Raw genomic sequence first — 13,952 nt, forward strand, 5'->3', positions numbered from 1 at the left:
AATCCTTTGAACAATTATATTTTTTATAAACCTTTACTTAATTTTGCTCGTCTCTCTTTTATCAAGGCTTCTCTCTGAGCATCGTTGGAAATTGTGTCGTTTTGACTTCCTTTCATAAGTTTAGCACGTCTCTCCATAATTAATGCTTCACGTTTAGCCTTTTCATCATCTACAGATTTAGAAGCAGGTTTTGCATCTGATACTTTAGTTTCAGGGGCTGGCATGTTTTGCGGGTTGGCTGGAACAACATCATCTTTTATACCTGATGAAGGATTTTCTTTGATGTTTTCAAAGCTATTTGTTACTGTTTTGCCAGTTGTTTGCTCGGATGCAGGAATGTTTGTGCTTTTCTTAATGTTTTCTACTTCAGAGTTTGCAGTAACTTTTTTCTCATTGTAATCACTTTCATTGCTTTTGTCTTTTTGAGTATTTGAATTGAATACACTATTAGTATTTTCTTGAGAAGACACAGTTTCAGAAGAGTTTTGTGTCATTTCTTCAGATTCTATTTTTTCTGAAAGTATTTGTTGAGGAGATAAGTTTTGATTTTTGGATTGATTCCCGGATAGATCCTCGTCTGAAGTAATATTTAATGGAGTTCCGGTATAAAAATCAAGGATTTTTAATTTAAACAGATATGAATATTTAGCCTGAAGCATTTGAGATTGAGCAGAGAAATAATTATTTCTGGCAATGTTTAAATCATAAACATTTATTTTTCCGGCAGCAAAACTTTTTTCAGCAAATTCGTAAGAAATTCTGTTGGAGTCGACTGCTTCCATAGCCGAAAGAAAAGTCTGGAAGGATGAATTAACATCAAAATAAGAAGTTTCAATATTTTGTTTTAAGGTAAGCTTTTCTTGTTCAAGTTTGTTTTCTTCAACATATTGTTTAATCTTGGACTGCTCAATTTGTAATTTACTTATACCTTTATTGAAAATAGGAACTTTTACACCGACTGAGAGCATTTGAATGTGATTATCATACCATTGTTCACTCAATGATTTGCTGGAACGGTCAAAAAAATTCTGATAAGAAGTACTTGCTTTATAACCACCGGTAATAGTAGGATAGAGAGCTGTTTTAGCTATATCAATATCTTTTTTGGCTGCTTCTATACCTAATTCTGCGGATTTAATTTCTGGTTGATTTTGAAATGCGTATTGTACCACATCCGGAACATTGATCAGCGGAGAATTTATATTATCTGATATTTTAACGTCTTCTATTTGAAACCCTCTGTAATCTTTTTGTAAAAGCATTGCTAAAACCATAAGTGAGCGATCTACTTCAATGATGGAATTTTCATATGATTTTTTCGCATTTGCCAGATTAGCTTTAGATTCATATAAAGTACTCAAAGGAATACTTCCTGCATTATATAATTTTAAATTTCTGTCGTATTGTTGTTCATACGTATTTAAAGAGTTTTTTTCTACAATTTTTAGCTCTTTATTTAGCAATACTGTCAAATAATTTCCAACAAGTTGTAAAGAGATATCATTTTTTATTTTTTCAGTAGTATATTGATACTGTTTCAGCAACAAACTGTTTTTTTCTTCTGTTTTTTTTAGGTTTCCATTATTATACAAAATAACAGAGGACTGCAAAGCTAAACTGTTTTGATATCCCTGAGTATAATTATATCGGGAATTAATTTTTAATTCTTTAAGATCTATCGTTTGCTTAGATATAGGACCGGAGGTAAAGTCATTACCTACATTACCTATAAAATCCGGCAATTTCTGATTTTTAGCAATTTTGTAATTTGCTTCCTGTGATTGTTCATTCAATTTGGAGGCCAAGACCTGCAGATTATTTTCACGTGCATACGTAAGACAATCATTAAAAGACCATACTTTTTGAGCATTAGCTATTTCATATATGAAAAAAGCAATTATAATAATGTAAATTCTCATTCTGTAAAATGAATTTTCATTCTTTATTAAATAAGTGTAAGAATTTTTAAAATTGTTACAAAGGTAAGTTATTTAGATTGAATTTTTTTATGAGTTTATTTAGCCTTGATTTCAGGTTAGATTAAGATAGATAAAAAAAAGCCTAAAATTTAAAAAACTCCCCGACAGATGTCTTGGGGAGTTCCTTAATAAAAAATTATAGTGCGAATTATTCTTATATAACATGAACCCCTTCATGCTTTATACAAATATAGTAAATATACATTAATTAAAAAATAAAATAAATGATTTTTTTTATATTCTTTTAAACTATTCTTATATAAAGCTACGGAATGAAGTTTTTATAGCTACATATATATAAGACTTTTACAAAGATATTATTATAGGTTAAAAAAAACTCTTTGGTAACCCAAAGAGTTTTTGTGAAGTTATTTAACGTTGGCTTTTAATCAGCATTTTCTTTTCTGAAAACCAGACCGGTTTCAGGGAAGTAATCTGCGACTATATTATCGTTATCATTTACTTTTCCTCCTAATATTTCTTTAGAAAGCTGATTAAGAATCTCATGTTGTATGAGTCTTTTCAAAGGTCGGGCACCAAAAGAAGGATCGTAACCTTTACTCATAATATAATCTTTTGCTTCATCAGTCATATTCATATGTATTCCCTTTTTACTGAGAATTTTATTAAGCGAATCTAATTGTATATCAATAATGCTTCTGATTTCATTTTTATCTAATGGTTTGAAAACAATAGTTTCGTCAATTCTGTTTAAAAACTCAGGTCGTAAAGTTTTGCGCAATAGTTCCATGACCTGGTTTTTGGTTAGTTCAAGTATTTCCTTATGGTTATCCTGAGTAAGATTCTCAAAATTTTCCTGTATTAAATTTGAGCCCATATTAGAGGTCATGACGACAATACTGTTTTTAAAGTTTACAGTCCTTCCTTTATTATCCGTTAATCTTCCATCATCAAGTACCTGAAGTAATATATTGAATACATCCGGATGTGCTTTTTCTATTTCATCGAGCAATATAACAGAATAAGGCCTTCTTCTTACAGCTTCAGTTAATTGTCCACCTTCATCATAACCTACATATCCCGGAGGAGCTCCAACCAATCTGCTTACAGAATGTTTTTCCTGATATTCACTCATATCAATTCGGGTCATTGAATTTTCGTCATCAAATAAAAATTCAGCCAAGGCTTTGGCTAATTCTGTTTTACCAACTCCGGTAGTTCCAAGGAAAAGAAAAGATCCGATAGGTTTTCTTTCATCATTCAATCCGGCACGATTTCGTCGTATTGCATCTGCTACGGCTTCAATCGCTTCTTGTTGTCCAACAACCCTTTGGTGTAAAACAGATTCAAGGTTTAATAATTTTTCCCGTTCACTTTGTACCAGCTTAGTTACAGGTATACCAGTCCATTTAGCAACTACATCAGCAATATCTTCAGAATCAACTTCTTCTTTTATTAGCCTAGGTCTGTCATCGGAAAGATCATTTTCTGCCTGAGAGAGAAGTTCTTCCTGCTCTTTAATTTTTCCGTAGCGCAGTTCAGCAACTTTTCCATAATCTCCTGCTCTTTCCGCTCTTTCCGCTTCCAGTTTGTAATCTTCAATATTTTTTCTGATTTCCTGTACTTTTTCAGCTCTCTCTTTTTCAGCTTTCCATGAAGCGCTTAATTCATCACGTCTTTCATTAAGTTGAGCTAAATCTTCTTTTACCAGATTCAGCCTCTTTTCATTTGCCTGTTTAATGGATTCATTTGAAGTAGGGCTTTCTGCTTCTCGCTTAACAGCTTCCAATTCAATCTCAAGCTGCATTTTCTTTCGATCCAATGCATCCAGTTCTTCTGGTTTGGAGTTCATTTCCATTCTAAGCTTAGAAGAGGCTTCATCTATAAGATCTATCGCTTTGTCCGGAAGGAATCTGTCAGAAATATAACGGTTTGATAATTCTACAGCAGCTATGACTGCTTCGTCTTTAATTCTTACCTTGTGATGCGCTTCATATTTTTCTTTAATACCTCTCAGTATAGCTATCGCATCTTCTACGTCAGGTTCTTCCACATTTACTTTTTGAAACCTCCTTTCCAGAGCTTTGTCTTTTTCAAAATATTTTTGATATTCATTTAAAGTAGTTGCGCCAATGGAACGTAATTCTCCCCTTGCCAACGCAGGTTTTAGAATGTTTGCAGCATCCATGGCTCCTTCTCCGCCTCCGGCTCCTACCAAAGTGTGTATTTCATCTATGAAGAGGATAATATTACCCTCGGAAGAGGTAACTTCTTTCACAACTGATTTCAGCCGTTCTTCAAATTCACCTTTGTATTTAGCTCCTGCAATTAGCGCTCCCATATCCAGAGAATAAATGGTTTTATCTTTTAAGTTCTCTGGTACATCGCCGTTAATTATTCTATGGGCAATACCTTCTGCAATAGCCGTTTTACCAACTCCTGGCTCACCAATTAGTATAGGGTTGTTTTTAGTCCTACGGGATAATATTTGCAATACTCTTCTTATTTCTTCATCTCTACCAATTACCGGATCTAATTTTCCCTCTTGAGCTAATTCGTTTAGATTTTTCGCATATTTATTTAGAGAATTATAATTGTCCTCAGCAGATTGAGAGGTTACTCTTTCTCCTTTCCGTATTTCTTCAATAGCTTTTTCTACTCCATTTTTAGTTACTCCCTGATCTTTTAGTAATTGGGAAGTTTTATCATTAACAGAAAGAATTCCAATAAAAATATGTTCAAGACTTACAAATTCATCTTTCATCTTGTTTGCTTCAAGCTGAGCATCATTAAGTGCCTTATTAGCGTTTTGTGAAAGATATAATTGACCTCCGGATACTTTTGGTAAGGAGTTTAATATAGATTGTAATTCTGAGTTTATATATGCTAAATTGGAATTTTGTTTTTTTAATATAAATGTTATTACACTTGCTTCGCTTTCTAAAAGAGCTTTTAGCAAATGAGCAGGCTCTATGGCCTGATGTTCCATGCCTTGAGCAATCACTTGTGCTTGCTGTAAGGCTTCTTGTGATTTGATGGTTAATTTATTAAAATCCATAGTTTAAATTATCTGAAATAGATTCATCAAAATGTGATCCAAATTAGCTATTAGTTAAATTAATTTGCTATGAATCATTTATTTATGACATATATGATATAATTATGAATTTAAATAAGTCAAAATGTCGTTTTTTAATTAACAGGAAGCGAATTAGTGACAAAAAGTCTTATTTTGTGTTTATGTGGATGATTTAGAATTATAATTTTAGCATTAATAAACAAAATTATATTTGGTGTTTTTTTTGTATGTGTGGTTTGCTTAAATAAAATTAAATAAGTTGTGACCGGTATAATATCAAGGGATTAAGGAGTTTTAAACTAAGACTTATTTAATGCATTCTGATGCTTGCTCGTATCAATGCGATTGCATTTATTTTGTTCAGAGGAATGTCTTGTGAGTCATAAGCAGGATTTTCGCTGGTTAATCTGATACTGTCTTCTCCTGATTCTGACTTGTGAAGGTATTTAATAGTTGAAAAACATGTATTATCATCTAAGGCGATTTCAATAAGATATATCTCTCCCCAAAATATATCACTCACCGGAATGCCTTTGAAAATAATAATATCTCCGCTTTTAAACAAAGGTTTCATTGAGTTGCCTTTAACGTAGGCTGCTCCATCGGAGCCGGTTAAATTAGGTATTTTGAGAAAATTAAGTATTTGAGAGTCGTCGGTTTTCTTTTCCAGTATATTTTTTAGATCATCATTATTGTCAAGGTCGTAAAGAGGAATTATCTTGTTTTTGTCCGGGGTAAAAACAAAATCAGTGTCTTCTGCCAGTTGAATAAGGACGTCTTTGTCTAAAGGTTCATGTCTGTTCATAGATCCTTTTCCGGTAAGAAGCCATTCTGCATTGATGCCTACACATTTTGTGTAAACGAGAAGTGGGTCGTATGTATTTCTGTTTTTCCAGTTAGAAAGTGTCTGAGGTGATATGTCAAGCATCTTTGCCAATTCTGCATCCTTTTTTATACCATAAAATTCTTTGATTTTATTTAAAATTTCAGAAATATTCATACGTTTTTTATCTTTTAAATAAACATATTGTTTATTTATCGGTTTGATTATTAGACAAATATAATAAAAAAACGATAATATTGTTATAACAGGTAAACAATCTTGTTTTTTGATAATTAGAAAATCAAAAACATTAATAGATATTATATTGGGAAATATTTTCCTTTTTAATGAAATCTAATACTCGAATGTATAAGGGCTAAATAACTTATTTTATTGATATTTAAATTCAATTCCTCTAAATTTTGATTTTCACTGGTTATCTTTATAAAGTTGTCTCCAATATCTGATTTTTGAATGTATCCGATAGTTAAAGATATGTTCTTGTTTTCCAGAGTTGTTTCAACAAGGTAAAGTTCTCCCCAAAGTATGTTTTTAATTGAAAGGGTTTTAAATGTGATAATATCTCCGCTTTTTAGAAGCGGACTCATAAATTCTCCTTTAACATATATTGCTCCGTCACACTCTGCTAGATCTGGTAAGTGTATGAAATCGGTTATAGCTATATTTTTGCTTTTGTTGTTGATAACGTTTTTGAGGCTGGTGTTCGCGTTTAATTTATATAAAGGAATATTTTGTGCTTTTTGTTTTTTATATATACTTCCGTTTTCTGGTTCTTCGACCAGGTTCTCAGTAAAATCTATTTTTTTGTATTCGTCTTTGAAAACAGGTTGTTTGCCAGTAACAATCCATTCGGGGTTAAATTCTACACATTTTGTGGTTAATAATTTGGGATTATAGGTTCCTCGAGATAGCCAATTTGATAATCTTTGTGAAGAAATTCCTAAAAACTGAGCAAACATATACTTTCTTTTAAAATTGTAATAGCTCATTATTTCTCTTAAAATGCTCTTTTTATCCATGTTTAATATAAAATATAAACATTATGTGTAATTTAATTTGTTTTTGAAACAAAATGTTTATATATTTGGTTTATTAATAAACAAATATATTAAAAAAATATTATATTGTTATGACAATCGAACAAATTAAAGAAAAAATGGAGGTAGGAGATTATGTGTTAGCATCTAAATTGCTAAAAACCACACCAGAAAATGTAAGAACTCGATTTGCCAGAGCTAAAGAGGATGTTATAGAAGCTTTAACAGCTATCATTGATAATAGGGAGAGGTTTATTAAACGTTACCGGGCGATGGTTCGTAAAAAAGTTGTGATTGATAAGAACGAACCGCTTGTTTAAATCGTGTAAGAGTATATTTTATAATACTAGGTTTTGATGTTTATTTTTACCATGATTTATTTAATACATTAATTTTTCATAGTTAATTAAATCAATGGGGAGGGTTGCTTATCTTAAGCAACCTTCCTGTTTCCTGTGCATTTTAGAGTCCGGTAATACCCATTTGTTTCATAAGATAAGTAGCATTCATGTTCTTAGCAATACCTTCCTGCATCTTATAGGTAAATGATAATTTATCATGAGTAATATCAGCCTCGAAGCGATAGTTCTTAATATGATTCGGATACTCATTTTCTAAACAACCTAAAACTAAATCATGTGTAGCTATTATTCCATTACCATTTAATTGTATAAGCTGCTTCATTAAGGCTAAAGATCCTTTTTGTTTGTCTTCTGAATTAGTGCCCTTTAATATTTCATCTAAAATTATGAATAACTGCTCACCGGATTTTAGTCTGTCAATAATCATTTTTAAACGCTTTAATTCCGAAAAAAAATAAGATTCATTATCAACTAATGAGTCGGTGGTTCTTAAATTTGTAACCAAATTACCCGGATAGAAATTTAAGGTTTTAGCACAAACCGGTGCACCTATGCAGGCAAGAAGATGAGTTACTCCAATAGTTCTGAGATATGTACTTTTTCCAGCCATATTTGCGCCGGTAATGACCATAAAAAAAGAGTTGTTTTTAATTTGTATATCGTTTTTTATACAAATATCTCTCGGTATGAGTGGATGACCTAAATCTTTACCTTCGAAATTGAAGTGATCTGTAATAGGGAGTGGGTAAATATAATCGGGGTGATTGTAACTAAAAACAGAAAGAGATGATAGTGCATCAAATCGGGAAAGTGCCTCAAACCATAAAGGAATTTCATTTTGATGTTTTTCAATCCATTGTTCAATCTTAATAGCATAACGTACATTCCAGAATAAAACCGGATTAAAAAATAAGACCACCGGATAGGAAAGTCCCATATTTATGTTGGAACAATATCTTTCCAGCTTTTTTATGGCAAGAGACGCTTGTGTAGTACCAGATTTTAAAAAATTCTGATTAGTGTTTAATAAATTACTTTCAAATTTTTGATTTTCGATCAGTTGAAATAGAGAGTGGTAATTGGAAAGTTGGTCTGTTTTTTTATCAAAAATATCCAGGACAGTATGAATAGATTTTATAGAAGAAGAACTTAAAGCAAATGTTATTAACCATAATGGAATAAATGTTATGAAGGGGAGCATACCTGTAAAACAGAGGACTAAAGTAATCAAATAAATAACAGGAACTAGTAAAGATACAGTTTCCCAGAATTTATTTTTATATAAAAGATTTTTATGAGAAAAAGAAGAGGTAAACTTTGTAGTATCTATGTCTTCTTTTTTGTCAAGGTTGCCTATAACTCTAAAGTGATGAATTAACTGCTGACTTCCTGTAAGTTCTTTAATAGCTTCTTGTTGTTCAATAATTTTTTGTTTATCACTTAATGGATATAAAAACAAGTCAGATAAATATTTTTTACCCATTTTAGTAATGGTGCGATTGATTGATTGAAATAAGGATCGTTCACCAAATAAATCCAGATCATAGCAAAAACTATGTTCAGTTAGAATATTTTCAGGAGCACCGTCAAAAGGACTAAAGTCATAGTTAATACTCTTACATTCATTTTCTGCAAGCTGAATCATAGTTAAGGCATAATTTTTTTTATAAAAAAGCTTGTCGTGAATTTTTAATAAAACAATAAAGCCTATAAGAAAAACAAATATGTTGCTAATCAGGTAAAAAGTATGACTCCATAAGATGTAGGAGAGTAATATTCCGCCAATAGTCCAGATAAAACGCAGTAAGGCGATAAGAAAAATCTGTTTTTTTAAAGGTTCTAATTTTTGTTTTTCTTTATTTATAATTTCAAGATAATAATTATTTAATTCGTTATAATTCATGTTTCAAAGATAATTTAATAGAATTTATTTTTCAATAAATAAATATCTTATAACGGTTTTTTTTATTTTTTATATCTTGCTGATAGTTGTAAACTAACGACTATGAATGATGAAAGTTTAAAAAGATTTAACAGGATCATTTCTATTATGACCTTTTTGCAATCAAAGAAAATTATAAAAGCTCAGGATTTAGCTTCTCGTTTTGATGTAAGTATAAGAACCATATACAGAGATATTCGTTCTTTAGAAAAAGCAGGTATTCCTATAGTAAGTGAAGCCGGTACAGGGTATTCTATAATGGAAGGATACCGTTTACCTCCGGTTATGTTTAGTAAAGAAGAGGCACTTAGTTTTATAACTGCTGAAAAATTAATGACAAAATTTACGGATCAGGGAATAGGTGCACATTATATATCGGCCATGGTTAAAATTAAGTCAGTGTTACGTTCTAGTCAGAAAGATGCAGTAAGCCGTATTGAAAATAGAATTGATATTCGTTCTGTAAATTCTTTTTCAGGGTCAGATATAGTAAACTCTTTACAGATTGTTTTAGAAAGTATTGTAGCAAAAAGACAGAGTATTATAAAATATAAATCGGTTACAGATGAAATAACTTGTAGAACAATTGAACCGGTAGGTATATTTTTTCAAAATAGTTTCTGGTATATCATGGGGTATTGTCTGCTTAGAAAGGATTACAGGCAATTTCGTACAGACAGGATATTAAATATCATTCAGACAGATAAAGAATTTACCAGTACTCATGGGGAATTGTCAGATTATAAAACCGAATATTGCACAGGCTCTAAAATTAGAGTAAAAATATTAGTAGATAAGTTAACGGCTAAATATTTAGTTAATGCAAAAACTGGTTTTGGATTTATTTCAGAAAGAGAAGTAAGAAATCAGATAGAAATGACATTTCAAACTGCTGATATTAATGAAGGATTTCCCCGTTGGTTTTTATCTTTTGCAGATTATGCAACTATATTGGAGCCGGAAGAACTTAAGGTTACTGTGAAAAATATTTTCTATAACATTAAAAGCAAACACGGGTTTTAGTTATATTTTCTTGTAACATAATCTATAGTTAAAAAAAATATAGATTATTGCTTTATATAATGAAAAAAGGTCTTGTAAAAAGACCTTTATAATAAGTTACATCTCCCAAAAGAAAGGAGGTTCTATTCCTAAAGCCCTTAAGTAGGTAAATCCCTGAGCTCTGTGATGTATTTCGTTATCGATAAAATAAAAAATGCTATGAATTATAGGAAGGTTGTATTGTCCGTACAAATTAAATTTTTCAGGAAATTTTTCTGCAGGAATCTGTTTAAAATACGTGTTGATTATTTCTGTCTGTTCATCCCAACATTTAAGAATTTCTTCTTTTGTGGAAAGTCCTAAACTTTCTGCATGAGGCTCTTGAGTTTTCTCTACAATTTGTTTGAGTCCCGGACCTGCAATTGCCAATAATTCTTCTATCATTTGAGAAAAAGGCCTCATGCCTCCGATTGAAAATTCAAATAAATCTTTTTCAGGGAATTTTTCAATCGTTTTCCGGGTAACTCTTCGGTGTCCCTGAAAATATTCTAATAATTGAGCAGGATTTAAAATGCCATCTTTCATAATTGTGTATTTATAATTATAATACAAAGGTAAAAGAGGGGAGTGACAACTGTGTGTCAGTGATATTTATGGAGTTAGGTTTTTATATAAAAAAAGTCCGGTTTTAAAAAAACCGGACTTTTATATAATCATTGAACTGTTACAAAGCGAGTTCAATTACTTCAGACATTTGTGATACGTAATGAATTTTTAATCCTTTAATGTATTCGGGCTTAATCTTATCGATATCTTTTTTATTTTCTTCACATAAGATTACGTTGGTAATTCCAGCTCTTTTAGCTGCTAATATTTTCTCTTTAATCCCCCCTACAGGTAAAACTTTACCTCGTAAAGTTATTTCTCCGGTCATCGCCCATTTGGATTTTACCTTATTTCCTGTAAATGAAGATACCAGAGAGGTTAACATTGCAATACCGGCAGAAGGTCCGTCTTTAGGTGTAGCTCCTTCCGGCACATGTATGTGTACGTTACTTTCTTCTAATTTTAAAGGATCTATTCCAAACTTTTCATAATTCGCTTTAATATATTCCAAAGCAATAGTTGCAGATTCTTTCATAACATTGCCCAGATTTCCTGTCATAGTAAGCAGTCCTTTTCCTTTGGATAAAATGCTTTCAATAAAAAGAATATCTCCTCCAACCTGAGTCCAGGCAAGTCCGGTAACTACACCAGGAACTGTATTGTTTTCTGATTCTTCAGGCTTCATGGGAGGTCCAAGAATTTCTTCTAATTTTTCTCTGGAAAGTTTCTTGTTATATTCTGTGTCACGTGTAATCAACAAGGCAATATGTCTTACAACTTTGGCTATTTTTCTTTCTAAATTCCTTACACCTGATTCTCTGGTATAAGCCTGAATAATAAATTCCAATTCTTTTTTACCTATAGATAAGTCTTTTTTGCTTAAGCCGTGTTCCAATATTTGTTTAGGTAAAAGATATTTAGTGGCAATTTCTACTTTTTCTTCAATAGTATATCCGGAAATGTCAATAATTTCCATACGATCCAACAGGGCCGGTTGTATGGTAGATAAACTATTAGCAGTAGCTATAAACAATACTTTAGATAAATCATAATCTATATCCAGAAAGTTATCGTGAAAAGTACTGTTTTGTTCCGGATCTAAAACTTCCAACAATGCAGAAGAAGGATCACCATGCCCGCTGGTGGTAATTTTGTCAATTTCATCTAAAACCATTACCGGGTTGGAAGTCCCAGCTTTTTTAATAGATTGTATAATTCTTCCCGGCATTGCACCAATATAGGTTTTACGATGCCCTCGTATTTCAGATTCGTCATGTAATCCCCCTAAGGCCATCCTAATATATTTTCTTCCTAAAGCAGATGCTATTGACTTACCTAAGGAGGTTTTACCTACTCCCGGAGGGCCGTAAAGACAAATTATGGGAGATTTCATATCTCCTTTAAGTTTTAAAACAGCTAAATATTCTAGAATACGCTCTTTAACATCATCTAATCCAAAATGATCTTTGTTTAAAACTTTTTCTGCATTTATAATATCAAAATTGTCTTTTGAGAATTTTTCCCAAGGTAAATCCAGCATTAATTCAAGATAATTTCTCTGAACTCCATAATCAGGAGTTTGAGGATTCATCCTGACCATACGATTTAATTCTTTTTCGAAATGCTCTTCAACAGCTTTACTCCATTTCTTTTTCGAAGCTTTATCTCTCATTTCTTCAGCTTCAGCTTCATAAGATACTCCACCCAGTTCTTCCTGTATGGTTTTCATTTGCTGATGAAGAAAATATTCTCTCTGCTGTTTATTGAGATCTGTGTTTACTTTATCGTGAATGGAATTTTTAAGAGAAATTTTCTGTAATTCCAGATTTAAATACTTTAAAGTTTTAGCTGCACGATCTGAAAGATTATCGATTTCTAATAATTCCTGTTTTTCAGGTAAAGGCAGGTCAAGGTTTGATGCAACAAAATTAACCAACAACGTGCTTCCTTCAATATTTTTTAAAGCAAAAGAGGCTTCCGAAGGAATAGCCGGATTTTCATGTATAGTTTTGATTGCCGTTTCTCTTAAACTTTCCAATAGAACATTAAAATGTTCCTGATTTTTTGTTGTCTTTTTTTTCTTATCTTCCAATAAAGTAACTTCGGCTCTCATGTAAGGTTCATCTTCAATAATATTGTTTAATGAAAATTTACGAACCCCCTGAATAATTACCATAGAACTACCATCAGGCATTTTCAGTAATTTCAATATTTTACCAACTGTACCTATTTTGTGTAAATCTTCTATTTGTGGATTATCGGTTTTGACGTCTTTTTGTGTGACAACGGCAATGATTTTGTCCGATTTTTGCGCTTCCTGCAATAGCTTAATAGATTTAGTTCTTCCTGCAGTTATTGGAATAACTACGCCGGGAAATAAAACTACATTTCTTACGGGCAAAAGTGGAAGTACATTTTGGAATGACTCGTTCATCATTTTGTCTTCTTCTTCCTGACTTAATAACGGAATAAATTCGCTATCATTTTGCATTACCTGATCTAATGACAAGATGTCAAATTTCATAATGTTATATATTTTATTTTATGACAAACCTTCTGTTCTTTAATTGAATTTAAAATAAATATAGAGTATGATAATTCTGTATGTTTTTGAAAATTAGAGTATAAAGAAAACAGTGTCATATTCTGTTACTTACAAAAGTCAATTAATATGCCAAATAAAAAAGAATATCACTTGCTGCCTCACAGCTGCAAGAATAAGTAACATACAATTTGTAGAATATTTTTATATTTTAATAAGAGTAAGAATTTCAACCTCGCCATCTGCATAAGAAACCTTAATAAAATATCTTCCCGTAGGAAGTTTCGCGACATTAAGTTCTTGTCTGGCGTTGTTGTCAGAGATTTCTCTGTTGATAACAGAACTTCCTACCATAGACAAAACTGATATGTTTTTTATTTTAGTAGATGTTGTGTTTTTTATAATGGTAAAATCCGTAGCAGGATTAGGGAACAGCAGAGATCGTGTGGTTTTTTCGTTAAAACTAATATACGAAGTTTGTGTTGGTAGTTCGTTTTTCGCAACTACCAAGTTAAATGAAAGAAAAATAAATATAAAAGATAGAACTTTCACCATAACTATATTATGCTAACAAAATTAATAATAATTTAGATACAAA

At 31.5% G+C, this 13,952-nt stretch carries 10 protein-coding genes; 2 read left to right on the top strand and 8 right to left on the bottom strand.

Going from position 1 to position 13,952, the window contains the following annotated elements; translation table 11 throughout:
* Positions 1–23 precede the first annotated feature (23 nt).
* The 4 genes from EOV51_RS05500 to EOV51_RS05515 form a co-directional block, all read right to left on the bottom strand.
* Entirely contained in the window at positions 24–1,919 is a 1,896-nt protein-coding gene (locus EOV51_RS05500) for a TolC family protein (RefSeq protein ID WP_128150691.1), read from the bottom strand.
* Positions 1,920–2,364: 445 nt separating this feature from the next.
* Positions 2,365–4,998 (bottom strand): ATP-dependent chaperone ClpB, encoded by a 2,634-nt coding sequence (clpB, locus tag EOV51_RS05505; protein WP_128150693.1) that lies wholly within the window; start codon positions 4,996–4,998, stop codon positions 2,365–2,367.
* A 331-nt stretch (positions 4,999–5,329) separates the two neighbouring features.
* Entirely contained in the window at positions 5,330–6,019 is a 690-nt protein-coding gene (locus EOV51_RS05510; RefSeq protein ID WP_128150695.1) for a LexA family transcriptional regulator, read from the bottom strand.
* A 167-nt stretch (positions 6,020–6,186) separates the two neighbouring features.
* A complete protein-coding gene (locus tag EOV51_RS05515; RefSeq protein WP_128150697.1) occupies positions 6,187–6,882 on the bottom strand; it encodes a LexA family transcriptional regulator in 696 nt (231 codons plus the stop codon).
* A 110-nt stretch (positions 6,883–6,992) separates the two neighbouring features.
* Here EOV51_RS05515 and EOV51_RS05520 point away from each other — a divergent pair, with 110 nt between their 5' ends.
* A complete protein-coding gene (locus EOV51_RS05520; protein ID WP_128150699.1) occupies positions 6,993–7,220 on the top strand; it encodes a hypothetical protein in 228 nt (75 codons plus the stop codon).
* Positions 7,221–7,362: 142 nt separating this feature from the next.
* Here EOV51_RS05520 and EOV51_RS05525 read toward each other — a convergent pair whose 3' ends face one another.
* Positions 7,363–9,165, bottom strand: coding sequence for a MutS-related protein (locus EOV51_RS05525; RefSeq protein WP_128150701.1), 1,803 nt, complete (start codon positions 9,163–9,165; stop codon positions 7,363–7,365).
* Between the two features lie 102 nt (positions 9,166–9,267).
* Here EOV51_RS05525 and EOV51_RS05530 point away from each other — a divergent pair, with 102 nt between their 5' ends.
* Complete coding sequence (locus EOV51_RS05530) at positions 9,268–10,227, top strand: helix-turn-helix transcriptional regulator (RefSeq protein WP_128150703.1); 960 nt, start codon at positions 9,268–9,270, stop codon at positions 10,225–10,227.
* A gap of 96 nt (positions 10,228–10,323) precedes the next feature.
* Here EOV51_RS05530 and EOV51_RS05535 read toward each other — a convergent pair whose 3' ends face one another.
* From EOV51_RS05535 to EOV51_RS05545, 3 genes are all read right to left on the bottom strand, one after another.
* Positions 10,324–10,791, bottom strand: coding sequence for a DinB family protein (locus EOV51_RS05535; RefSeq protein ID WP_181951011.1), 468 nt, complete (start codon positions 10,789–10,791; stop codon positions 10,324–10,326).
* Between the two features lie 139 nt (positions 10,792–10,930).
* A complete protein-coding gene (lon, locus tag EOV51_RS05540; RefSeq protein ID WP_128150705.1) occupies positions 10,931–13,336 on the bottom strand; it encodes an endopeptidase La in 2,406 nt (801 codons plus the stop codon).
* 222 nt (positions 13,337–13,558) lie between these two features.
* Positions 13,559–13,909 carry a T9SS type A sorting domain-containing protein gene (locus tag EOV51_RS05545; RefSeq protein ID WP_128150707.1) on the bottom strand — a complete coding sequence of 117 codons (351 nt, stop codon included), beginning with the start codon at positions 13,907–13,909 and terminating at the stop codon, positions 13,559–13,561.
* Between the last annotated feature and the right edge of the window lie 43 nt (positions 13,910–13,952).

The sequence above is a fragment of the Apibacter raozihei genome (assembly GCF_004014855.1).
Lineage (GTDB): Bacteria > Bacteroidota > Bacteroidia > Flavobacteriales > Weeksellaceae > Apibacter > Apibacter raozihei.

Coding starts and splice junctions, on each gene's coding strand:
- EOV51_RS05500 (WP_128150691.1), bottom strand. CDS start 1,919: ATGAGAATTTACATTATTATAATTGCTTTTTTCATATATGAAATAGCT.
- clpB (WP_128150693.1), bottom strand. CDS start 4,998: ATGGATTTTAATAAATTAACCATCAAATCACAAGAAGCCTTACAGCAA.
- EOV51_RS05510 (WP_128150695.1), bottom strand. CDS start 6,019: ATGAATATTTCTGAAATTTTAAATAAAATCAAAGAATTTTATGGTATA.
- EOV51_RS05515 (WP_128150697.1), bottom strand. CDS start 6,882: ATGGATAAAAAGAGCATTTTAAGAGAAATAATGAGCTATTACAATTTT.
- EOV51_RS05520 (WP_128150699.1), top strand. CDS start 6,993: ATGACAATCGAACAAATTAAAGAAAAAATGGAGGTAGGAGATTATGTG.
- EOV51_RS05525 (WP_128150701.1), bottom strand. CDS start 9,165: ATGAATTATAACGAATTAAATAATTATTATCTTGAAATTATAAATAAA.
- EOV51_RS05530 (WP_128150703.1), top strand. CDS start 9,268: ATGAATGATGAAAGTTTAAAAAGATTTAACAGGATCATTTCTATTATG.
- EOV51_RS05535 (WP_181951011.1), bottom strand. CDS start 10,791: ATGAAAGATGGCATTTTAAATCCTGCTCAATTATTAGAATATTTTCAG.
- lon (WP_128150705.1), bottom strand. CDS start 13,336: ATGAAATTTGACATCTTGTCATTAGATCAGGTAATGCAAAATGATAGC.
- EOV51_RS05545 (WP_128150707.1), bottom strand. CDS start 13,909: ATGGTGAAAGTTCTATCTTTTATATTTATTTTTCTTTCATTTAACTTG.